The 21,505-nt window shown below is 72.2% G+C and carries 18 protein-coding genes and 1 pseudogene; 4 read left to right on the forward strand and 15 right to left on the reverse strand.

The window, feature by feature from the left end:
• Nucleotides 1-138 precede the first annotated feature (138 nt).
• From cobT to ACFC8N_RS20510, 7 genes and pseudogenes are all read right to left on the reverse strand, one after another.
• Complete coding sequence (cobT, locus tag ACFC8N_RS20480) at nucleotides 139-3,987, reverse strand: nicotinate-nucleotide--dimethylbenzimidazole phosphoribosyltransferase (RefSeq protein ID WP_376288951.1); 3,849 nt, start codon at nucleotides 3,985-3,987, stop codon at nucleotides 139-141.
• Nucleotides 3,988-4,333: 346 nt separating this feature from the next.
• Nucleotides 4,334-5,602: a precorrin-6y C5,15-methyltransferase (decarboxylating) subunit CbiE gene (gene cbiE / locus ACFC8N_RS20485; RefSeq protein WP_376288952.1), complete on the reverse strand. Its 1,269-nt coding sequence runs from the start codon at nucleotides 5,600-5,602 to the stop codon at nucleotides 4,334-4,336.
• A 121-nt stretch (nucleotides 5,603-5,723) separates the two neighbouring features.
• A complete protein-coding gene (locus ACFC8N_RS20490; RefSeq protein ID WP_356022081.1) occupies nucleotides 5,724-6,362 on the reverse strand; it encodes a GNAT family N-acetyltransferase in 639 nt (212 codons plus the stop codon).
• 165 nt (nucleotides 6,363-6,527) lie between these two features.
• Nucleotides 6,528-7,364: a MetQ/NlpA family ABC transporter substrate-binding protein gene (locus tag ACFC8N_RS20495; RefSeq protein WP_356022084.1), complete on the reverse strand. Its 837-nt coding sequence runs from the start codon at nucleotides 7,362-7,364 to the stop codon at nucleotides 6,528-6,530.
• A gap of 93 nt (nucleotides 7,365-7,457) precedes the next feature.
• Entirely contained in the window at nucleotides 7,458-8,195 is a 738-nt protein-coding gene (locus ACFC8N_RS20500) for a methionine ABC transporter permease (protein WP_362819192.1), read from the reverse strand.
• The gene (locus tag ACFC8N_RS20505) at nucleotides 8,192-9,241 is read right to left on the reverse strand and encodes an ATP-binding cassette domain-containing protein (RefSeq protein WP_356022676.1); all 1,050 of its coding nucleotides are present in this window, start codon (nucleotides 9,239-9,241) and stop codon (nucleotides 8,192-8,194) included. Before ACFC8N_RS20505 ends, ACFC8N_RS20500 begins: the two co-directional genes overlap by 4 nt.
• A gap of 344 nt (nucleotides 9,242-9,585) precedes the next feature.
• A pseudogene (locus ACFC8N_RS20510) lies at nucleotides 9,586-10,205 on the reverse strand (HAD-IA family hydrolase).
• A 69-nt stretch (nucleotides 10,206-10,274) separates the two neighbouring features.
• On the opposite strand from ACFC8N_RS20510, the gene ACFC8N_RS20515 reads away from it, so the two are divergent.
• Both ACFC8N_RS20515 and ACFC8N_RS20520 read left to right on the forward strand, forming a co-directional pair.
• Entirely contained in the window at nucleotides 10,275-10,634 is a 360-nt protein-coding gene (locus ACFC8N_RS20515; RefSeq protein WP_356022089.1) for a hypothetical protein, read from the forward strand.
• Nucleotides 10,615-11,055 carry a hypothetical protein gene (locus ACFC8N_RS20520; protein ID WP_356022091.1) on the forward strand — a complete coding sequence of 147 codons (441 nt, stop codon included), beginning with the start codon at nucleotides 10,615-10,617 and terminating at the stop codon, nucleotides 11,053-11,055. Before ACFC8N_RS20515 ends, ACFC8N_RS20520 begins: the two co-directional genes overlap by 20 nt.
• On the opposite strand, the gene ACFC8N_RS20525 is transcribed toward ACFC8N_RS20520, so the two are convergent.
• From ACFC8N_RS20525 to ACFC8N_RS20535, 3 genes are all read right to left on the reverse strand, one after another.
• A complete protein-coding gene (locus ACFC8N_RS20525) occupies nucleotides 11,045-11,542 on the reverse strand; it encodes a GNAT family N-acetyltransferase (RefSeq protein ID WP_376289131.1) in 498 nt (165 codons plus the stop codon). The genes ACFC8N_RS20520 and ACFC8N_RS20525 overlap by 11 nt on opposite strands.
• Before the next feature lie 44 nt (nucleotides 11,543-11,586).
• Nucleotides 11,587-12,093 carry a sigma-70 family RNA polymerase sigma factor gene (locus ACFC8N_RS20530; RefSeq protein ID WP_356022093.1) on the reverse strand — a complete coding sequence of 169 codons (507 nt, stop codon included), beginning with the start codon at nucleotides 12,091-12,093 and terminating at the stop codon, nucleotides 11,587-11,589.
• Between the two features lie 104 nt (nucleotides 12,094-12,197).
• Nucleotides 12,198-13,388, reverse strand: coding sequence for a glycerophosphodiester phosphodiesterase (locus ACFC8N_RS20535; RefSeq protein WP_376288953.1), 1,191 nt, complete (start codon nucleotides 13,386-13,388; stop codon nucleotides 12,198-12,200).
• 316 nt (nucleotides 13,389-13,704) lie between these two features.
• On the opposite strand from ACFC8N_RS20535, the gene ACFC8N_RS20540 reads away from it, so the two are divergent.
• Entirely contained in the window at nucleotides 13,705-14,376 is a 672-nt protein-coding gene (locus ACFC8N_RS20540; protein WP_362819195.1) for a lysophospholipid acyltransferase family protein, read from the forward strand.
• Between the two features lie 109 nt (nucleotides 14,377-14,485).
• Here the strand turns inward: ACFC8N_RS20540 and ACFC8N_RS20545 are convergent, their stop codons facing one another.
• The 5 genes from ACFC8N_RS20545 to ACFC8N_RS20565 all read right to left on the reverse strand — a co-directional run bounded on the left by ACFC8N_RS20545 (nucleotide 14,486) and on the right by ACFC8N_RS20565 (nucleotide 20,366).
• Nucleotides 14,486-16,009, reverse strand: coding sequence for an MFS transporter (locus ACFC8N_RS20545; protein WP_356022099.1), 1,524 nt, complete (start codon nucleotides 16,007-16,009; stop codon nucleotides 14,486-14,488).
• Between the two features lie 13 nt (nucleotides 16,010-16,022).
• The gene (locus ACFC8N_RS20550) at nucleotides 16,023-16,571 is read right to left on the reverse strand and encodes a helix-turn-helix domain-containing protein (protein WP_356022101.1); all 549 of its coding nucleotides are present in this window, start codon (nucleotides 16,569-16,571) and stop codon (nucleotides 16,023-16,025) included.
• Between the two features lie 84 nt (nucleotides 16,572-16,655).
• Nucleotides 16,656-17,627, reverse strand: a complete 972-nt coding sequence (locus ACFC8N_RS20555) for an aldo/keto reductase (RefSeq protein ID WP_356022104.1) — start codon at nucleotides 17,625-17,627, stop codon at nucleotides 16,656-16,658.
• Between the two features lie 57 nt (nucleotides 17,628-17,684).
• A complete protein-coding gene (argH, locus tag ACFC8N_RS20560) occupies nucleotides 17,685-19,112 on the reverse strand; it encodes an argininosuccinate lyase (RefSeq protein ID WP_376288954.1) in 1,428 nt (475 codons plus the stop codon).
• A 57-nt stretch (nucleotides 19,113-19,169) separates the two neighbouring features.
• A complete protein-coding gene (locus tag ACFC8N_RS20565; protein ID WP_376288955.1) occupies nucleotides 19,170-20,366 on the reverse strand; it encodes an argininosuccinate synthase in 1,197 nt (398 codons plus the stop codon).
• 170 nt (nucleotides 20,367-20,536) lie between these two features.
• Between ACFC8N_RS20565 and ACFC8N_RS20570 the strand changes: the two genes are divergently transcribed.
• The gene (locus tag ACFC8N_RS20570) at nucleotides 20,537-21,442 is read left to right on the forward strand and encodes a hypothetical protein (protein ID WP_376288956.1); all 906 of its coding nucleotides are present in this window, start codon (nucleotides 20,537-20,539) and stop codon (nucleotides 21,440-21,442) included.
• Nucleotides 21,443-21,505 lie beyond the last annotated feature (63 nt).

Here is a 21,505-nt window from a genome sequence, read left to right on the forward strand (position 1 = left end):
GGCGGCTCCTCGTGCAGCTGTGCGTTGGGGGCCCGCTGCACCTTCGGAGCGGCCCTGACGTGCGATTTTAGCTGTGCGCAGGGCAGAGGGCACGGGCGGTCCGGCAGCTGAACACCGGACCGCCGCGTGCCGTGGCGCCTACTTCTCGGTGACCCCCGCCGAGTCGAACGTCGCCACCTCGTGCATCGCCCGGGCCGTGCTCTGGACCAACGGGAGGGCCAGGAGGGCGCCCGTGCCCTCGCCGAGGCGCAGGTCGAGGTCGACCAGGGGGCGCAGGCCCAGCTTGTTGAGGGCGGCCACGTGACCCGGTTCGGCGCTGCGGTGGCCCGCGATGCAGGCCGCGAGCACCTCCGGAGCGATGGCACGGGCGACCAGGGCCGCGGCGCCGGCGCTGACGCCGTCCAGGATCACCGGCGTACGCAGCGAGGCGCCGCCGAGGAGGAGGCCGACCATGGCCGCGTGCTCGAAGCCGCCGAGGGCCGCGAGGACGCCGAGCGGGTCGGCCGGGTCCGGCTGGTGGAGTTCCAGCGCCCGGCGCACGACCTCGGTCTTGCGGGCCAGCGTCTCGTCGTTGATGCCCGTGCCACGGCCCGTGACCTCCGCCGGATCGGCGCCGGTGAAGACCGAGATCAGCGCGGCGGACGCGGTCGTGTTCGCGATGCCCATCTCACCGGTGAGCAGCGCCTTGTTGCCGGCCGCGACCAGGTCGCGAGCGGTCTCGATGCCGACCTCGATGGCCGCCTTCGCCTCCTCGCGCGTCATCGCGGGGCCGGTGGTCATGTCGGACGTGCCGCCCCGGATCTTGCGGGGCAGCAGACCGGGCGTGGCGGGCAGGTCGGCGGCGACACCGACGTCCACGACGCACACCTCGGCGCCGACCTGCGCCGCGAAGGCGTTGCAGACCGCTCCCCCGCCGAGGAAGTTGGCCACCATCTGGGCGGTGACCTCCTGCGGCCAGGGGGTCACGCCCTGGGCGTGCACCCCGTGGTCACCGGCGAAGATGGCGACGGCCGCGGGCTCCGGGATCGGCGGCGGGCACTGCCGGGACAGCCCGGACAGCTGAGCGGAGATGATCTCCAGCATGCCGAGCGCGCCGGCCGGCTTGGTCATGCGCTTCTGGCGCTCCCAGGCCTCGCCGAGTGCCTTGGCGTCGAGCGGGCGGATCTGTGCGACGGTCTCGGCAAGCAGGTCGTGGGGTTCCTCTCCGGGCAGGGCGCGGCGGCCGTACGTCTCCTCGTGCACCACCCAGGACAGCGGGCGTCGCTTGGACCAGCCGGCCTGCATCAGCTCGGGCTCGTCCGGGAACTCGTCGACGTACCCGACGCACAGGTAGGCCACGACCTCCAGATGCTCGGGCAGGCCGAGCGCGCGGACCATCTCCCGCTCGTCGAAGAAGCTGACCCAGCCGACGCCGAGGCCTTCGGCGCGGGCGGCGAGCCAGAGGTTCTCCACCGCGAGCGCCGAGGAGTAGGGCGCCATCTGCGGCTGCGTGTGACGGCCGAGGGTGTGGCGGCCGCCCCGGGTGGGGTCTGCGGTGACGACGATGTTGACCGGGGTGTCGAGGATGGCCTCGATCTTCAGTTCCTTGAACTGCTTGGCCCGGCCCTTCGGCAGCGACTTGGCGTAGGCGTCGCGCTGCCGCATCGCCAGTTCGTGCATCGTCCGCCGGGTGTCGGCGGAGCGGATGACGACGAAGTCCCAGGGCTGCGAGTGGCCCACGGAGGGCGCCGTGTGGGCGGCCTCCAGGACGCGCAGCAGCACCTCGTGCGGAATGGGGTCGCTGCGGAAGCCGTTGCGGATGTCGCGGCGTTCGCGCATCACCTTCAGGACGGCCTCGCGCTCGGCGTCGTCGTAGCCGGGCGCGGCGGGGCCGGTGGGCTGTCGTGCTTCCGCCACTGCGGCCGTGCCCTCTTCTTCCTGGTCGGCGACCCTGGTCCGGAGGTCCTCCGCGTGCTGTACGACATCGGGGGCGTGCCCCGCGTCCGGCGCCACCGGTGCGAGAGCGTCGCCCTCGCGCGGTGCGGGCACCGTGGCCACCGGCTGCTGCGTCTCCACCTCCGTGGGGAGGACGAGGGGGTGCGGCGGGGTCGGCGCCAGGTGCGGGGTGGTGGGCACCTGTCCGTCGACGGGCACGAACTGTCCGAGGGGCTGCTCGGGCTGCGGCTCCGGCTGCACGTGCGAGGGCAGCGGCTCGGCCTGCTCGGCCTCGGCCGGGACCTGGACCTGCGGCTCGGCGGCTTCACCGACGACGGCGGCCGGGGCGGCGGGCTCGGTCTCCGGGGCGGCCGGAGCGACAGGCGCTTCGGCGGCGGCCGTCTCGGGTACGACGGCGTCCTGTGCGACCGGCTCGGGCTGCGGCTCCGCCTCGACGGCGACGGGCTGGGCCTGCTGCTCCGCGGCCGACTGCGCTGCGTCGTGCACCGCCTGGGCCTCGGGCGCGGCGGACACGACGGGCGTCACGGGTTCGGCCAGCTGCGGGCCCTGAGCCGGGTAGGGCTGCGGCTCGGGCGCCGCGGGAGCGCCTGGGACCGGCGCGGGGGCCTCGGCTGCGGGTGCGGTCGGCACCGCGGCCTCCGCCTCCGCCGGTTCCGGGGCGGGCGCGACGGGCGCTGCCGACTGCTCGGGCGCCGGTACGGCCTCGGCGGGCGGTACGACGTCGGCGGCGGGGGTGTCCGGGTCGGGCTGCGCCGGGGCGGGGGCCTCCGGGGCGACGGCCGGAGCCACCGCGACGGGCACGGCAGCGGCGACGGGGACCTCGGCCACCACCGGCACAGCGTGCTCCGGGGCCGGCTGGGCGGGCTCGGCGGCCTGCACCTGCTCGGGCACATGCACCGCCACGGCGTCGACCGGGGCGACGGCACCGCTCGGGTCCGTCACGGCCTGCGCGGCCTCGGCGACGACGGGTGCTGCCGCGGCGGGGGCCTGCTCGGCCGCGCCGTTCTCCGGTGCCACCACGGCGACCTCGACATTCTCAGGAGCCGCGACGGCGGCAGGAGCCACATAGATGCCGTCGTGGGCGGCCGCGGGCTGCGCACCGTCGTGACCGTGCACGACCGGCGCGGCGGCGGGCACTTCGTCGGCCGCCTGCGGCGCGACCGGGGTGGCGGCGGCCTGGTCGGCGCCGGCCGAGGGACCCGCCGCGTCCACGGCGTCCACGGCGACCGCGACCTCCGCCGGCACGGCGGCGGCCTCCACCGGAACCACTGCGTCCGCATCCGCCTCTGCCGGGGCCACGGCCTCGGCGGGCATCGCGGCCTCCACGGGAACCGCAACCCCCGCGGGCGCGGCGCCGTTTGCCGGGGCCACGGCCGCGGCCGGAACCGCGCTGTCGGCCGCCGTGTCCACCGCGACACCGGCGTCCGGCGTGACGATCGCCGGGTCAACCGTTTCCGCAGCCGGGGCCGGTGCGCCCGACTGGGGCACCGGCGTGGGGGCAGGCGCGGGCGCCGTACCCCAGGGGGCCGCGTTCTGCGGGGCCAACTCGCCCAGCGGCTGGGCGTCGAGGTACTCGGGGCCGGCCGGTGCCGGGGCCGGCTGGCGGACCGGTGCGCCGGCCGGGCCGCGGTCCGCGAGGGAGCGGACCGGGCTGGCGGAGGCGTCCGGGATGGGCGGGCCGAGGTGCAGCGGGCGGCGCGGCGGCTGCGCGGCGGCCTGCGGATCCTGCGGCGCGGAGAGGACGGGGGACGGCGGCGCGGACACCGGGGCCGGGTTCGGCAGGCGGACGCCGCTGAGGTCCACGGAACCGCTGTCGCGGCCGGCCGTCTCGTGCGGGCCCGGCTCGTGCACGGCTTCCAGGACCGGCTCCGGAGCGGGCGGCGGTACCTCGTTGCCCCACGCGCCCTGGGCGCCGGGCAGCAGCAGCTCTTCGTCCTCGGCGGGCGCTTCGGAGAGGTAGGTGTACGCACCGTGCGCGGCGACGCCCGGCTGCTCCACCATGCCTGCGCTCTCCGGCTGTCCCTCGCCCGGGACCTGGCCGGTGTCGGTCATGCGTACCCCTCGCCCATCGGTTAGTGCTCTCCTACGACCAGCTCATCCGGAACGGCGCACCGACCGCCCGTAGTGAAGAACGAGCGTCCGTGCCCAGCGGCACGAACGACCCGCCGGAAAAGGCGACAAAGCCATTCAGTGGCATTGTCCCGGCCGTTGCGCCGTCGCGACAGCATGATCCGCGACAGTCCGCTGTGGACTGCGCCACGTTGCGCGTCCTCCGGTTTCGCAGTACCACACCCACCCCAAAACGGGCGCGCTTTCCGGACATTGGCGAACGAAGTTCCGGGCCGCCCGGTGCGGTACAACGATCGGCCAGCCTACCGCGCGCGGTACGACAACAGGATCACGGGGCGCGATCCGGCAGGACCCCGCTGAGCAGGAAGGCGACGCTGCGCTCGGTCTCGGTCCAGGCGCGGGTGTCGAGGGCGACGGACTGGAGCAGGGCGCACTCGACCCGGTAGCCGTGCTCGGTCAGGTCGCGGCCGACGAGTTCGGCGGCGTCGCGGGTCGCGGCGTGGGTGACGATGCGCTGCGGGCGCCGGTCGGCGACCGCGGAGACGACGGCCGCGCCGCCCCCGCCGACCCGCACGACATCGGGCTCGGGCAGGTTCTCCAGCACGTGCGGGGCGGTGCCCCGGACCACGTGGAGCTGCACGCCGGAGCGGCGGGCGGCCGCGTCGGTGCGGGCGCAGGCCTCCTGGTCCCGGTCGACGGCGATGACGGCGGCTCCGGCGCGCGCGGCCTCGGCGGCGAACGCGCCGGAGCCGCAGCCGATGTCCCAGACGAGGTCGCCGACCCGGGGCCCGAGCCGGGCGAGTTGGGCGGCGCGCAGCAGTTCCGTCTCGCCCTCGCCGAGACCACCGCCGGGACCACCGCCGGGACCACCGCCGGTACCGCTCTCGGTCCCGCCGCCGTAGAACTCGTCGGGCTGGACCCAGCCGCGCGGACCGGTGCCGGGGTCGCGGCCGGCGATCCAGCCGCCGCCCTCCCCCGGGACGCCTCGTGCGGCGGGCCCGCCGATGACGATGACGACGTTGGGGTCGCGCCAGGTGTGGTCGGCGGCCTTGTCGGAGGTGACGACGCTGACCTGCTCGCGTTCGGTGCCGAGTTCCTCGCAGATGACGAAGGTGCGGTGGACGCCGTCGAGCAGCAGACCCAGTTCGGCGGGGCCGGCGCCGGGCGAGGTGAGGACGGCGACCTTGGTGTGGGCGCGGCAGACGTTCACGGCGCGGCGCAGGGTGCGCCGGTGGGCGACCACGACCTGGGCGTCGTCCCAGGGCATGCCGGCGCGCGCGAAGGCGGCGGCGACGGCGGAGACGGCGGGGACGACCTCGACCTCCAGGCCGTACTCCGGGGCGCGCAGGGTGCGCACGACGCCGAAGAAGCCGGGGTCGCCGTCGGCGAGCACGACGGCGGTGCCGCGGTGGGCGGCGATGCGGCGGGCGGCGAGTGCGACGCTGCCCAGGCGGATGCGTTCGGCGGCGAGCGGGACCTCGGGCAGTGCCAGATGGTGGGCCGCGCCCGCCACGAGCGTGGCGGCGCCGAGCGCGGCGCGTGCCGCGGCGGTCAGCGGCGAGCCGTCCCAGCCGATCACCGTCACCCGGTCGGCCATCGTCGTCAGTCTCCAGGTCTTCGCAGGTCGTCAGGGGTACGGGCCCATGGTCGGGCTGGTTGAGACTACCCGGTGGAGCTGTCGGACGCGCGCCGGGGCGAGCCCGCCTGCCGCCCGGACGTCAGTTCCAGTCGGCGTACGACGCGAATTCGCCGGTGTCGGCGAGCTGCTCGTCGGCACCTTCGAGGTCCTCCGGGAGGAGGCTCCAGACGATGTAGTCGCTGCGGACGTCGCTCCAGGTGTCGTCGTCGCCGCGGACGTGGACTATGCAGGCGTTGCGCAGGACGCCCTCGCTGATGCAGCCGATCTTCTGGGCGACCTGCTGGGCGGCGGTGTTGTCGGCGGCGGTGCGCAGCTCGATGCGCTCGAACTTCTGGTCGCTGAAGAGCCAGTGCGCGGTGGCGAGCGCGGCCTCGGACGCGTAGCCCTCGCCGCGGGCCCAGGGCGCGATGATGTACGACATCTCGGTGGAGCGTACCTGCCAGTTGGTCCTGGCGAGCTGGACGACGCCGACCAGGCGCTGGGTGAGGAACTCGGTGACGGCGAGGTCGAGGCCGCGGCCGGCGATGCGTTCGGCGGGGGCGTAGCGGGTGATCCAGTGGCGTGCCTGGTCCTCGCTGTACGGCTGCGGGACGGCGGTCCAGGCGCCGACCTGCTCGTCGTTCATCATCTCGGCCAGGGCGGGCGCGTCGTCCACGTCGAGGGGACGCAGCACCAACCGCTCCGTGCTGATGGAGATGTTGGGGAAGGTGCTAGTCATGCGCCGCTCCGTAACCTTCGGAAGACTTGAGAGACCGTCAGGACCGCCGGGGCCCGCTGAACTGCCCAGCATGCAGCATGAAACCACTCGTGCGCACGACGGGGTCCGCTCCCGCGGCGGTGCGGGAGCGGACCCCGTGCGGGTCGCGGCGGTGCGGACGGACCGTCAGCCCTGGGCCACCGCCAGGACGGAGCCCTGGTACTTGTCCTCGATGAACTTCTTGACCTCGGGCGAGACGAGGAGCTTGGCGAGCTTCTTGACGCGCGGGTCGTTCTCGTTGCCCTTCTTCACGGCGAGGAAGTTGGCGTACGGGTTGTTCTTCGTCGACTCCAGCAGGATCGCCTCCTTGGCGGGCTTGAGACCCGCGGAGATGGCGTAGTTGCCGTTCACCACGGCGGCGTCCACGTCGTCCAGGGAGCGCGGGGTCTGGGCCGCCTCGACCTCCTTGAACTGGAGGTGCTTGGGGTTCTTGGCGATGTCCTGGGGGGTGGCCTCGTTGCCGGTGCCGGACTTGAGGGTGATGAGCCCGTTGTCGGCGAGCAGCTTGAGGGCGCGGCCCTCGTTGACGGCGTCGTTCGGGACGGCGACGGTCGCACCGCTCTTCAGCGCGTCGGCCTTCTTGACCTTGTGGGAGTACAGGCCGAGCGGCTCCAGGTGCACCGTGACGACGGGCACGATGTGGGTGCCGTGCTTCTGGTTGAAGTCGTCCAGGTACGGCTGGTTCTGGAAGTAGTTGGCGCCCACCGAGCCGTCCTCGGTCGCCGTGTTCGGCGCGATGTAGTCGGTGAACTCCTTGACCTCCAGGTCGAGGCCCGCCTTCTTCGCCAGGTTCTTCTTGACGAAGTCGAGGATCTCGGCGTGCGGGGTCGGGCTCGCGGCGACGACCAGCGGACCGCTGTAGTCGTGGGAGCTGGAGGAGCTGCCGGAGCCGCAGGCGGAGAGCCCGAAGGTGAGGGCTCCGGCGGCGAGGACGGCGGTGGTGAGCTTGGCGGTGTTACGCACGAAAAGTGCCTTTCCTTATGGGTGGTGCGACCCCGTCATGGGTGGGCGGGGAAACTCAGGGGGACTGCTCGGCGGACGGCTCGGGCGGACTGCTCAGGCGGCCTTGCCGACGTCTGCCGCCGCCGGCTCCTTCGCCTTGAGCAGGCGGAGCCTCGGCGCGGGACCGGAGCGGGCGCCGCGGCTGTGCAGGGAGCGGGCGGCGAAGTCGCCGGCGAACTGGATGAGGGAGATGGCGACGGCGAGGATCGCGACGGTGATCCACATCATCTGGGTCTCGAAGCGCTGGTAGCCGTAGCGGACGGCGAGGTCGCCGAGGCCGCCGCCGCCGACCGTGCCGGCCATGGCGGAGTAGCCGATGAGGGCGATGATCGTGGTGGTGGTGCTGGCGATCAGCGAGGGCAGGGCCTCGGGGACGAGGACCTTGCGGACGATCGTCCAGGTGTTGCCGCCCATGGACTGCACGGCCTCGACGAGACCGTTGTCCACCTCGCGGACGGCCGTCTCGACCAGGCGCGCGAAGAAGGGGATGCCGCCGATGGCGAGCGGCACGATCGCGGCGGTCGTCCCGATCGTCGTCCCGGTGACCCAGCGCGTGAAGGTCATCAGGGCGACCATCAGGATGATGAACGGCATCGACCGGCCGACGTTCACGATCTGGCCGATCACCTTGTTCACGAGGACGTTCTGCACCAGACCGCCCCGGTCGGTGAGGACGAGCAGGACGCCGAGCGGCAGGCCCACGGCGACGGCTATCAGGGTGGACCAGACCACCATCGTGAGCGTGTCGGTACAGGCCTGCGACAGCAGCGGCTGCATCTCGGACCAGGTCACTTGGCACCATCCTTCACCAGCACGGGCTCCTGGCCCCGGCCCTCGTGGCCGACGACGTCGATCTGCAGGCCCCGCTCGCGCAGGAAGCCGATCGGCACCACGTTGTCCTCGTAGCGGCCGGGCAGTTCGATGCGCATACGGCCGATCTGGAGGCCGCCGACGGTGTCGATGGCGGCGCCGAGGATCGAGATGTCGACGTTGTAGGTGCGCGCCAGCTGCGAGATGACCGGCTGGGTGGCGGCCTCGCCGTGGAAGGTCACGTCGAGGACGGTGCGGTCGTCGCCCGTGCGCTCGCCGCTCACCGGGAACAGCGCGGCGGCCAGTTCGGAGTCCGGGGTGGCCAGCAGTTCGCTGACCGTGCCGTGCTCCACGATCCGGCCCCGCTCCATGAGGGCGGCGGAGTCGCAGATCGACTTCACGACGTCCATCTCGTGGGTGATGAGCAGGACGGTCAGGCCGAGCTGGCGGTTGAGGTCGCGCAGCAGCTGGAGGATGGAGCGGGTGGTCTCGGGGTCGAGGGCGCTGGTGGCCTCGTCGGAGAGCAGCACCTTGGGGTCGCCGGCCAGGGCGCGGGCGATGCCGACGCGCTGCTTCTGGCCGCCGGAGAGCTGGGCGGGGAAGGCCTTGGCCTGGTCGGCGAGGCCGACCAGGTCGAGGAGTTCGAGCGCCTTGCGGGAGCGCTCCTTGCCGGACGTGCCGAGGATCTCCAGCGGCAGCTCGACGTTGTCCTGCACGGTGCGCGTGGACAGCAGGTTGAAGTGCTGGAAGACCATGCCGATACGGCTGCGCGCCCGGCGCAGCTCCCGGCCGGCGCGCGGGCCGCGGCCGGCCAGGGCGGTGAGGTCCTGTCCGGCGACGGTCACGGTGCCGGAGGTGGGGCGCTCCAGCAGGTTGACGCAGCGGATGAGGGAGGACTTGCCGGCGCCGGACTGGCCGATGACGCCGTAGACCTCGCCTTCGCGGACGTGCAGGTCGACGCCGTCGAGGGCGGTGACCTCACGGCCGCGGGAGCGGTAGACCTTGGTCAGGCCCGAGGTGGTGATCACAGGATTTCCGTCACTGTCGAGTGCGCGGGCGTGGGTGTGCCCGGGCACGGGTGCATGCGGTTCAGGCATGGGAAGTGGATGTGCGTCTCGTACGGACTGCGGCGCACGGACATGCCACGGCTCTCGCTTCGGGGCGCGAGGCTCAGCTGATGCGGGGGCCCTCTAGAAGGCGCACATTCGACACATCAGGCGACACATACAACGAGCACCGGGCGTCATGGTCGCCTCGGTCGCAAGGGTGCGGCAGCTCGTCGTGGTCATGCGGCAAGTAAAGCAGACGGTCACTCCTGACCGGTCGTCGCTGTCCGCATGGTGGACAGCGGCGGACAGTACGGGGCCGGGACTCAGCCGCGGACCGAGATCTCCACGCCCGCGTCGGTGACCAGTGCGGACAAGGCCGACAGGTCCCGCACGACGAGGTCGGCGTCCAGCTCGTCGGCCCGGTGGGTTGTGGCCAACGCCACGGTGATCGTCCCGGCGGCGCGGCCCGCCCGGAGCCCGGCCGGGGCGTCCTCGAAGACGACGCGGCGGGCGGGGTCGACACCCAGCTGCCGGGCGGCGAGGAGGTAGGGCTCGGGGTCGGGCTCGCCGTGCGTGATGTCGTCGGCGGCGATCAGCGTCTTGGGCAGGATGCCGACGGCGTCGAGGCGGGCCTCGGCCAGCCGGCGGGTGGCCGGGGTGACGACGGCCCAGCACTCGGCGGGCAGACTCGCCAGGAACTGGCTCGTGCCGGGCAGGAGCCGGACGCCGCCGTCCGGCACGTCGTCGACCTCCAACTGCTCGACCCGGGCGACCGCTTCGGGCACGAGGTGCGCGGGCAGCAGGTCGGCGACTATCTCGGCGGCGGGCCGCCCGGAGCTTGTCGCAGTCCTTGGGGGAGGGTCCAGCAGCGCTCGACGGAGGCGAGGGAGGAGACGAGGGTGCCGTCGTTGTCGACGAGGAGGGCCTGTGCGTGCATCGTCATGGTCCAGACCCTACGGCGTACGGCGGGGTCGGCGGCCTGAGCCCGTTTCGGCCGTAATAGGGTCTCCGCATGCTCAATGCCCTGACGCTGGTGACCGGGATCGCCGCGCTGCTGCTCGCCGCGTGGTGCGGCTGGGCCGCGTACCGCGACCAGCCGACCAAGGACTGGCACTTCATCGGCATGGCCGTGGTGTCGGTCCTGGCCGTGCTCCAGCTGGTGATCGGGATCGTCCAGCTGGTGCGGGGCGAGAAGCCGGAACAGGGTACGACGATCTTCGTGGCGTATCTGCTGGGAGCGTTCGCGTGTGTGCCGGCGGCGGGGATGATGTCGCTGGCCGAGCGGACCCGCTGGGGTTCGGTGACGGTGGCCGCCGGCGGTGTGGTGCTGGCCGTGCTGGAGGTGCGGCTCTATGACATCTGGGGAGGCTGACGTGACGGCGGCGGAGGAGAAGCCGGCCCGGCTGATCAGCGGGCCGGGCATGCTGCTCGTCTGGTTCTACGGCGTGATGGTCGTCGGCGCGGTGTCGCGCTCGGTGTTCCAGATCGCGACGGACTTCCAGCGGGCGCCGCTGGCCTATTCCCTGTCGGCCGTGGCGGGAGTCGTGTACGGGTTCATCACCTACTCGCTCGTCCGGGGCGGAGAGACCGCCCGCAAGGCGGCGCTGGTGTGCTGCGCCGCCGAACTCGCAGGTGTGCTTCTCGTCGGCACGTGGACCGTGGTCGACAGCTCGGCCTTCCCGGACGCGACCGTCTGGTCCGACTTCGGGATGGGGTACGTCTTCATTCCCGTGCTGCTGCCGATCTCCGCGCTGTACTGGCTGCGGAAGTCGCGCGACACCGTCACGCCGTAGCGGCGTACGCCCCCGCCTGCTTCTCCAGGATGATCAGCTCCACGCCGTCCGCGCCCTGGGAGCGGCCGACCGTCTCGTAGCCGGAGCGGCGGTAGAGGCGGAGGTTGCCCTCGCTGCGGTAGCCCGTGAAGAGGCGGAACCGGGTGGCGCCCCGCTCCTCCACCAGCGCCGCCTCGGCCGAGCGCAGCAGCCTCGCGCCGATGCCGTGTCCCTGCAGGCGGGGGTGGACGCAGAGCTTGGCGATGGCGGCCGCGCCGTCCTCGGTGACCTTGCCGCGCACGGAGCCGACGACCTCGGCACCGAGCCGGGCGACGAAGACGCAGTCGGAGGCGACTTCCCCACGGACCGAGTCCAGGGTTTGGACGAGCGGGTCGATGCGGTAGTTGCCGTACAGCGCCGCCTCGCTCTGGAAGCACAGGTACTGGAGCCTGAAGATCTGCTCCGCGTCCTGCTCGGTCGCCACCGAGATGGTCACGCTCATGCCCATGTGCGCACGCCTCCCGCTCACCTGATCACCTGTCGTTCCCACTCCTATCCCCGCGCTTCGCGCGCCGCAACCTCCGGTGTGAGCAAACGCCGTAGACATCCCAGACATCTGGAGCGTTCCGGGCCAAGGCTGCCCTGTGAGATACCCAACTCCCCCGCGATCTCCCGGTATGTCAGATCCTTCGGCGAGAGCAGGGCCTCGATCAGCCGGGGGCAGCGGCCGGGCAGCCGCCGCACCGCCTCGCGCAGCGCGCGGTGCCGGGCGGCGGTGAGGACGAGCTGCTCGGGGCCGGGACGGATGTCGTCGGCCGGCTCGACGCCGTAGGGGCGTTCACGCCGGGTGGTACGGCGGCTGCGGCGGGCCTCGGCGCGGACGGCCTTGCGCAGCCAGCCCTCGGGGTCCGGCGGCGGCCCGTCGCGCTCCAGCCGTTCCAGCAGCCGGACCCAGACGGCCTGTTCCAGGTCTCCCGGTTCGCTCCCCGCGGCATATGCCTCGGCCGAGGCCTCGGCGGTGAGCAGCGGGCTCAGGGCGGCTACGAGGTCGTACGTCATATGCGGAACGACGCGCCGCCCCGGGGGCAGGTTTCCGGGGCGGCGCGGAGTCAGCCCGAACGAGGTGCGGCGGGCCGAACGGTTGACGGGGGATCAGACGGCTCTCAGCCGGCCAGGAAGTCGGCGCGGGCGAGCAGGGCGGTGTCGGCGTTGTCGGTGAAGACGCCGTCGATGCCGGTCGCGAAGTACGTCCGGAACGCGCCGAAGGGGTCGCCGTAGGCGTCGGCCGCGCTGCCCCTGCGGTACTCGGCCGGCAGGAACGGGTTCTCGTTGCGCATGGTGTAGGGGTGCAGGACCAGCCCCACCCTGTGCGCGTCGCGGACCAGCGTGGTCGGCTCGCCCAGGGTGCCGTCGGCGTTCTTCGGTATCACCAGGTCCAGCGTCGGGCCGATGCCCTGCGCGTAGCCGGCGAGCTCACGCAGCCCCTTGGCCGTGATCAGGTCGGCGACCGTGCGCGGGTCGCCCGCCTCGACGAAGTCGTAGGGGCGGCTGCCGGCCGAGGAGAGCAGCACGACGAGCGGGTTGTCGACGAGCCGGTTCAGCCTCTGGATGCTGGTGGGCTCGAAGGACTGCAGGATGACCGGCGCGTTACGGCCGTCCTTGCCGTACTTGGCGAGCAGCTTCGCCACCCGCTCCTCCAGGCCGAGGCCCAGCCCCCGGAAGTAGGTGGGGTGCTTGGTCTCGGGGTAGATCCAGACCTGCTTGCCGCGCTTGCGGGTCTGCTCGTCCTGCCACTTCAGGACCTCTTCGAACGTGGGGATCTCCCAGCGCCCGTTGTAGAGGGTGTTGTGCGGCCGGTTGGCCGGGATGCGCTCGATCGCGCGGAGCGTCTTCAGCTCGGCGAGGGTGAAGTCCTCGGTGAACCAGCCGGTGGTGGCGACCCCGTCCAGCGTCTTGGTGGTCCTGCGGTCGGCGAACTCGGGATGGTCGGCCACGTCGGTGGTGCCGCCGATCTCCGGCTCGTGCCGGCAGACGAGGTGGCCGTCCTTGGTGGGCACCAGGTCACCGGCCTCGACCACGTCGGCGCCCAGGTCCAGGGCCAGGTCGTAGGAACCGAAGGTGTGCTCGGGCCGGTAGCCGCTGGTGCCCCGGTGGCCGATGATCGTCGGCACCGGCAGGCTCTTCAGACCCCGGCCCGCGGGCCGCGCGCTCCGGGTCTGCACCGCGGCCGCGGCGCCCGGCACTCCGAGGACCGCTCCGCCCGCACCGAACACCGCCGCACCGAGGATCGCCCGCCGTCCGGCGCCCTCGCTCCGGCTGCCCTGGGTCTGCTCGTTCGCCTGGTCGCTGCCCATCGATGTCTCCTGCCGTCTTCGTCCGCCCGTGGAACCCGTGTGGCTCCGAGGCACGTCTCAACTCCTGAAGTCCGGCCGATCGTAGGGGCGGGGTCATGACCGAAGAGAGACGTGCGTCCGAACACCCGGGTGACGCCGTGTGACCTGTGGCAGCCGGCCGCCGGGACGTCGCCGGGCGGACACCGTCGGTAAACCCACGTCAACACTTCGTAAGACCTGAGTGAACCGGGCGTCCCCGATGTGCGTTCGGCAGGGGCCCGCGAGTAATGTCCTCACCTGCACAGACTCATAACGCCCCTCGACATCGGAGGACCCGTTGTCCCGCTTCCGGCTCATCAAGGCAGTGCTGGGACCGATCATGCGCCTGATGTTCCGCCCACAGGTGGAGGGCGTGGAGCACATCCCCGGGGACGGGCCGGTGATCCTGGCGGGCAATCACCTCACGTTCATCGACTCGATCGTGCTGCCGCTGGTCACCAAGCGGCAGGTCCACTTCATCGGCAAGGACGAGTACGTCACCGGCAAGGGCTTCAAGGGCCGGCTGATGGCGTGGTTCTTCACCGGCGTCGGCATGATCCCGGTGGACCGGGACGGGGCCAACGGCGGCGTGGCCGCGCTGATGACCGGGCGGCGGATCCTGGAGGAGGGGCGGATCTTCGGGATCTACCCCGAGGGCACCCGCTCGCCCGACGGCCGGCTGTACCGGGGACGCACCGGTATCGCGCGGCTGACGCTGATGACCGGTGCGCCGGTGGTCCCCTTCGCCATGATCGGCACGGACAAGCTGCAGCCGGGAGGCAGCGGCATCCCGCGGCCCGGCCGCGTCACCGTCCGGTTCGGCGAGGCGATGGAGTTCTCGCGGTACGACGGGATGGACCGGGACCGGTATGTGCTGCGGGCCGTGACCGACTCGGTGATGGCCGAGGTCATGCGGCTGGGCGGGCAGGAGTACGTGGACATGTACGCCACGAAGGCCAAGGCCGCCTGAGCGCCGCTGGGGCTTCTGTTCGCTTGCGGGCGCGGGTGCGGGGTCGCTCTTCGCGCCCGCGCGGCGAAGCCGCATATCAGACACGGCCCCGCGCCCCCAGGGGTTTCGCCTACTCGGCACTCTCCAGTTTCTGGTCCTTCAGCAGGAACCATGCGGCCAAGGCGGCGGTCAGGAGGACTGCCGCTCCCGCGCCCGAGGCCAGGTGGAGGCCGTGGACGAAGGATTCGCGGGCGGCGTCCAGCATCTGCTGGGCCGTGTGCGGGGGCAGTTTCGCCGCCGCGTCCGCCGCCGCGCCCAGTGACTCGTGGGCCTCGGGCGGGGTACCCGCCGGGCCCGTGAAGTCGCGGTAGACGCCCGTCACGATCGAGCCCAGCAGGGCGATGCCCAGGGCCGCGCCCAGTTCGTACGCCGTCTCGGAGACCGCCGAGGCGGCGCCCGCCTGTTCCTTGGGCACGCTGGAGAGGATCACGTCGGCCGTCACCGTGAAGGAGAAGCCGGCCCCGACCCCGACGACCAGCAGTGCGGCGCCGAGGACCGGGTAACCCGTCGACACGCCCAGAGCCGTCAGCGCCGCCAGGGCGAGTCCCACGGCGGCGAGACCGCCGCAGACCACGGTCCGCACCGAGAAGCGGCGGGCGGCGCGGCCCGCCATCAGGCCGGCCACCACCGCGCCGACGGCGGCGGGCAGTTCGGCGAGACCCGCCTCGAACGGGCGCCTGCCCTGGACGAGTTGCAGGTACTGGGAGAGGAAGAACACCAGGCCGGACATGCCGAGCACGGTCAGCAGGTCGGCGAGGACCGCCCCGCTGAAGCCGCGCCGACGGAACAGACGCATGTCCAACAGCGGGACCGGCATGGTGAGTTGGCGGTGCACGAAGCCGTGGAGCGCGGCCGCGCCCAGCAGGCCCGCGGCGAGCGTCGGCCAGGTGAAGCCGTGGGTCGCCGCCTCCTTGACCGCGTAGACCACACCGATCATGCCGACCAGGGACAGCAGGACGCTGGCCAGGTCCCAGGGGCCGGGGTGCGGGTTGCGGGACTCGGGCAGCGTACGGATGCCGACGAGGACCAGGACGGCCATCACCGGCAGGTTGATGAGGAAGACCGAGCCCCACCAGAAGTGTTCGAGCAGGAACCCGCCCGCGATCGGGCCGACCGCCGTACCGGCCGAGGCGGTCGCGCCCCAGATGCCGACGGCGAGGCTGCGCTCGCGCGGGTCGTGGAAGAGGTTGCGGATCAGGGCGAGGGTGGCGGGCATCAGGGTCGCGCCCGCGACACCGAGCAGCGCCCGTGCCAGGATCATCAACTCCGGTGTCGTGGCATAGGCGTTGAGGACGGAGATCGCGCCGAACGCGGTGGCACCGCCGAGCAGGATGCGCTTGCGGCCGATGCGGTCGCCGAGGCTGCCCATGGAGACCAGCAGGCCGGCGATGACGAAGGAGTAGACGTCGCCGATCCAGAGGAGCTGGGTGCCGGAGGGGTTCAGGTCTTCGCTGATGTAGGGGGTCGCCAGGCCGAGGACGGTGGCGTCGACGGCCACCAGCAGCACGGCCAGGACGAGGACGGAGAGCGCGAGCCAGCGGCCCCGCCCCTTCTCCGACTCCGTCGCACCGGCCGGCTGCAGGGTGCTGGTCATGATTCCTCTCTTCTTACGCGTTCGTACGTCGTACGCCGCCGAGCAGCAGCTCGACGACCATGTAGGTGAAGTCCTTGGCGGCCACCCGGCCCTCGGACACGCCCCAGGCGCCGGAGGCCAGCAGGCCGTAGAGCGCCTCGGTGAGCCAGGCCGGGGTGAGGTCGATGCGGAACTCGCCGTTCTCCTGGCCGCGCCGGAACAGGGACATGAGGCGTTCGTCGATACGGGCCCAGCCCTGGTTCTGCTCCTCACCCTCGAACAGCTGGTTCTCGGTGTAGAGGAAGGCGAGCAGGCCGGCCGCGGGTTCGATCGCGCGGACCAGACGCCCTACGGCCTCGGCCGCCGGACCGTCGTCCAGGCGGGCCGCGTCCAGCGCCGCCTCGCACTCCGCGATGCCGAGCGCCTCCAGCGCCCGGACGAGCGCGTCGCGCCCGGCGAAGTGGCGGTGCAGCGTGGCCCGGCTGATTCCGGCGGCCTTGGCGACCTCGTCCATGGTCGCGGTGGATTTACGGGTCAGCAGGGCGGCTGCGCTGCGCAGCACGTGGTCACGGTCCAGAGCCATGAGACAAGAGTAGCCCATGTGAGACATTTATGTCTCATCCTGGGTGCGTGTGACTCATGGGAGCTGGTCAGAGGGGGTGCCGGATCAGTGCCAGGGCAGCTGTCCGCGACGCTCCCAGTAGGCGCTCGGGTCCTCGGCGAGCGTGGCGAGGCGGGTCAGCTGGTCCACGTCGAGGTCGACGGCGGGGGCGTGCAGATTCGAGAAGAGCTGCGGGACCGTCGCCGCGCCGGACAGGACGACGCCCGCCCAGGGCTGGCGCAGGATCCAGGCGAGCGCCACGGCGTCACAGCCGAGGGAGGTCTCCTCGGCGACGGCCCTCAGCATCTCCGGGGCATGCGGCGCGGCGAGCCGGCCGTTGGCCACGCCCTCCTTGACGATCACGGTGAGCCCGGCGTCGTGGGCCTCGGCGAGCGCGGGGGCGGCCGAGTGCTCCAGGAGGTTGTACGTCGACTGGACGGTACGGAAGAGGGGCTCGCCGTCGACGGTGATCGCGAGGGCGGCGCGGATGGCGTCGGCCTGGGCGGGGCCGCTGGTGGAGAAGCCGACGCTCACGCCCCGGGCGGCCGCCTCGGCCAGCCTGACGTGCAGGTCCTTGTCGGTCAGGGCCGGGCTGTCCGGGGTCACCGAGTGGATCTGGTAGAGGTCGAGCCGGTCGCCGAGCAGCGCGTCGGTCTCGGCGCGCTGGCGGTCGTAGGCCGCCACGCTGTGGTCCTTGACCTCGTGCTTCTCGGCGTCCGTGGCCCAGCCGGCGGTGTACGTGTAGCCCCACTTGCTGCCGACGACCACGTCGTCGATGTCGGGGCGGGCGTTCAGCCAGTCGGCGAGGAACTCCTCGGAACGGCCGTAGGAGCGGGCCACGTCGAAGTAGCGCACGCCCTGGGCGTAGGCGGCGTCGAGGAGTTCATGGGTGCGGTCGCGCAGGGCGTCGACGCTGCGGTTCTCCCCGAGGTCCTCGTCCCGGCCCAGGTTGATGTAGCCGGGACGGCCGACGGCGGCCAGGCCGAGGCCGATGTGGCAGGTCGGCGTGGTGGCGTGCGCGAGACGGGCGAAGGGCATCGCGGGCTCCGTTCGGTCGGCTGACTGACGACCAACGTAACCCGCGACGCCCTCAGGTCACTTCTTTGCGTCGGCCCAGGCGTGCTGTGCCGCCACGTCCGCCTTGACCTCCGCCAGCTGGACGGCGACCGCGCTGGGCGCCGTACCGCCGCGGCCGTTGCGGGAGGCGAGGGCGCCGGGGACGTTGAGCACGGACCGCACCTCCGGGGTGAGATGTGCCGAGATCTTCGCGAACTGCTCGTCCGTGAGGCCGTCCAGCTCCTTGCCCTCGGCCTCGGCGACCTTCACGCACTCCCCCGCGACCTCGTGCGCCACGCGGAACGGCACGCCCTGCTTGACCAGCCACTCCGCGATGTCGGTGGCGAGCGAGAAGCCGGCCGGGGCCAGCTCCTCCATCCGCTCGCGGTTGACCGTGAGGGTGGCCATCATGCCGGTGAAGGCGGGCAGCAGTACCTCCAGCTGGTCGCAGGAGTCGAAGACCGGCTCCTTGTCCTCCTGGAGGTCGCGGTTGTAGGCGAGCGGCAGGGCCTTGAGCGTCGCCATCAGTCCGGTCAGGTTGCCGATCAGACGGCCGGACTTGCCGCGCGCCAGCTCGGCGATGTCCGGGTTCTTCTTCTGCGGCATGATCGACGAGCCGGTGGAGAACGCGTCGTGCAGGGTCACGAAGGAGAACTCCTTCGTGTTCCAGATGATGATCTCCTCCGCGATCCGGGAGAGGTTCACGCCGATCATCGCGGTGATGAAGGCGAACTCGGCGACGAAGTCACGGGAGGCCGTGCCGTCGATCGAGTTGGCGGCGCTGCCGTGCTCGAAGCCCAGGTCCTCGGCCACGGCCTCCGGGTCCAGGCCGAGCGAGGAGCCGGCGAGGGCGCCGGAGCCGTACGGCGACACGGCCGTGCGCTCGTCCCACTGGCGCAGCCGCTCGGCGTCCCGGGACAGGGACTGCACATGGGCCAGGACGTGGTGGGCGAAGAGCACGGGCTGGGCGTGCTGGAGGTGGGTGCGGCCCGGCATCGCGACGTCGGGGTGGGCCTCGGCGAGGCCGACCAGGGCGTCCTGGAGATCGGCGATCAGGCCGCCGATGACGCGGGCGTGGTCCCTGAGGTACATCCGGAAGAGGGTCGCCACCTGGTCGTTGCGCGACCGGCCGGCGCGCAGCTTGCCGCCGAGGTCCGGGCCGAGGCGCTCCAGCAGGCCGCGCTCCAGGGCGGTGTGCACGTCCTCGTCGGCGATGGTGCCGGTGAAGGTGCCGGCGGCGACGTCGGCCTCCAGCCGGTCGAGCCCGTCGATCATGCGGGTCAGCTCGTCCTCGGTGAGCAGCCCCGCCTTGTGGAGGACGCGCGCGTGGGCACGCGAACCGGCGATGTCGTAGGGCGCGAGCCGCCAGTCGAAGTGGACGGACGCGGACAGCTTCGCCAGGGCTTCGGCGGGACCGTCGGCGAAACGGCCGCCCCAGAGCCGGACGTCACCGCTGTTGCTGCTCACTTGCGCTGCTCCTAGAGAAGGTGGGTGGGTCGGTTGTGGTGCCGGTCGTGCGTCAGGCTATGCCCGCAGGTCCCGCCGTGCGGCGATCTGCGAGGACAGGCCGTAGATGTCGATGAAGCCCTTGGCCGCGGCCTGGTCGAAGGTGTCGCCCGTGTCGTAGGTGGCGAGGTTGAAGTCGTAGAGCGAGGAGGCGGAGCGGCGGCCGGTGACAACGGCGCGGCCGCCGTGCAGGGTCATCCGGATGTCGCCGGACACGTGCGTGCTCGCCTCGTCGACGAAGCCGTCCAGCGCGCGCTTGAGCGGGGAGAACCACTGGCCGTCGTAGACCAGTTCGCCCCAGCGCTGCTCCACCTGCCGCTTGTAGCGGGCGAGTTCGCGCTCGACGGTGACGTTCTCCAGCTCCTGGTGGGCGGTGATCAGGGCGATGGCGCCCGGCGCCTCGTACACCTCGCGGGACTTGATGCCGACGAGCCGGTCCTCGACCATGTCGATCCGGCCGACGCCCTGGGCGCCGGCGCGCTCGTTGAGCCGCTGGATCGCCTGGAGGACGGTGACGGGCTCGCCGTCGACCGCGACCGGGACGCCCGCCTCGAAGGTGATCACCACCTCGTCGGGCTCGCGGGGGACGGAGGGGTCGGCGGTGTAGTCGTAGACGTCCTCGATCGGGGCGTTCCAGATGTCCTCCAGGAAGCCCGTCTCGACGGCGCGTCCGAAGACGTTCTGGTCGATGGAGTACGGGGACTTCCTGGTGGTGGCGATCGGGAGCCGCTTGGCCTCGCAGAAGGCGATCGCCTTGTCCCGGGTCATCGCGTAGTCGCGGACCGGGGCGATGCACTTCAGGTCGGGGGCGAGGGCGACGATGCCGGCCTCGAAGCGGACCTGGTCGTTGCCCTTGCCCGTGCAGCCGTGCGCGACGGTGGTGGCACCGTGCTTCTGCGCGGCGGCGACCAGGTGCTTGACGATCACGGGCCGGGAGAGCGCCGAGACCAGCGGGTAGCGGTCCATGTAGAGGGCGTTGGCCTTGATCGCCGGGAGGCAGTACTCGTCGGCGAACTCGTCCCTGGCGTCGGCGACCTCGGCCTCGACGGCCCCGCAGGCGAGGGCGCGCTTGCGGATGACGTCCAGGTCCTCGCCGCCCTGGCCGACGTCCACCGCTACGGCGATGACCTCGGCGCCCGTCTCCTCGGCGATCCAGCCGATGGCGACGGAGGTGTCCAGACCGCCCGAATAGGCGAGTACGACGCGCTCGGTCACGGGTTTCTCCTCACACTGCAATCCCTGTCATGCATGAGTATGCAGAGCTCTGCATGATTCGTCAATTGAGCAGAGCCTTGAACGCCAGCAACCGCTTTCTCGTACTTCCCCCCGAACGCAGGCGCCGCGTCTCACCGCTGAACCCACTCCTGACCAAGTGAGGCATCCGCATGTCCAGGGCTCTTCCGAAGTACAACAAGCGTCGTGTGGCCTTCATCGGCGGCGCTGCCGCCGTCGTGCTGTCCGGCGCCGTGATCGCGGGCTCGGCGCTCGCCGGGACCCCCGGCAGGAGCGACGGCGCGACGAACGCCCGCACGCTGGCGAGCGCCGGGACGATCACCTGCCCGGACGTCGCCTCCCGGCTCCCGGCAGTGCCGGCGTCGGCGCAGGCCGAGGTCACTCGCAACCTCGCCCTCCTCCAGACCCAGATCCAAGAAGCCAACAACCGTTTGCAAACAACCGTCGGCCAAGGCGGACCCAACTTCGTCAACAACGCCATCCTCGGCCCCCTCAAAGACAAACGCGTCTCCACCATCGACCGCATCGCCATCGCCATCGGCCGCAAGGGCACCAGGCCCACCGGCCTCGGCTCCCTCGCCGCCTGCACGCTGAACGCGGGCGGTGTGAACAGCGGCGCCGGTGCCGGTGCCGGTGCGGGTGCCGGTACCGCACCGAGCGCCTCGGCGAGCGGGCAGACCGGCGGCTCGGCGGCGGGCGGCTCGGCGGCGGGGAACGCGACCTCGGGCGGTGCGGGCGGCGCGGCGGCGAGCGGGAACACGGGGGCCGGAACGATCACCTGCCCGGACGTCGCCTCCCGGCTCCCGGCAGTCCCCGCCTCCGCACAGGCCGAGGTCACCCGCAACCTCGCCCTCCTCCAGACCCAGATCCAAGAAGCCAACAACCGTTTGCAAACAACCGTCGGCCAAGGCGGACCCAACTTCGTCAACAACGCCATCCTCGGCCCGCTCAAGGACAAACGCGTCTCCACCATCGACCGCATCGCCATCGCCATCGGCCGCAAGGGCACCAGGCCCACCGGCCTCGACTCCCTCGCCGCCTGCACGCTCACCAAGTGAGGTAGCAGGCATCCGGGGCCGCCCCGACAAGCGCCGGCCGGGGCGGCCCCGACATGTCCGCAC

It is taken from the genome of Streptomyces sp. NPDC055966 (assembly GCF_042269865.1).
GTDB lineage: Bacteria > Actinomycetota > Actinomycetes > Streptomycetales > Streptomycetaceae > Streptomyces.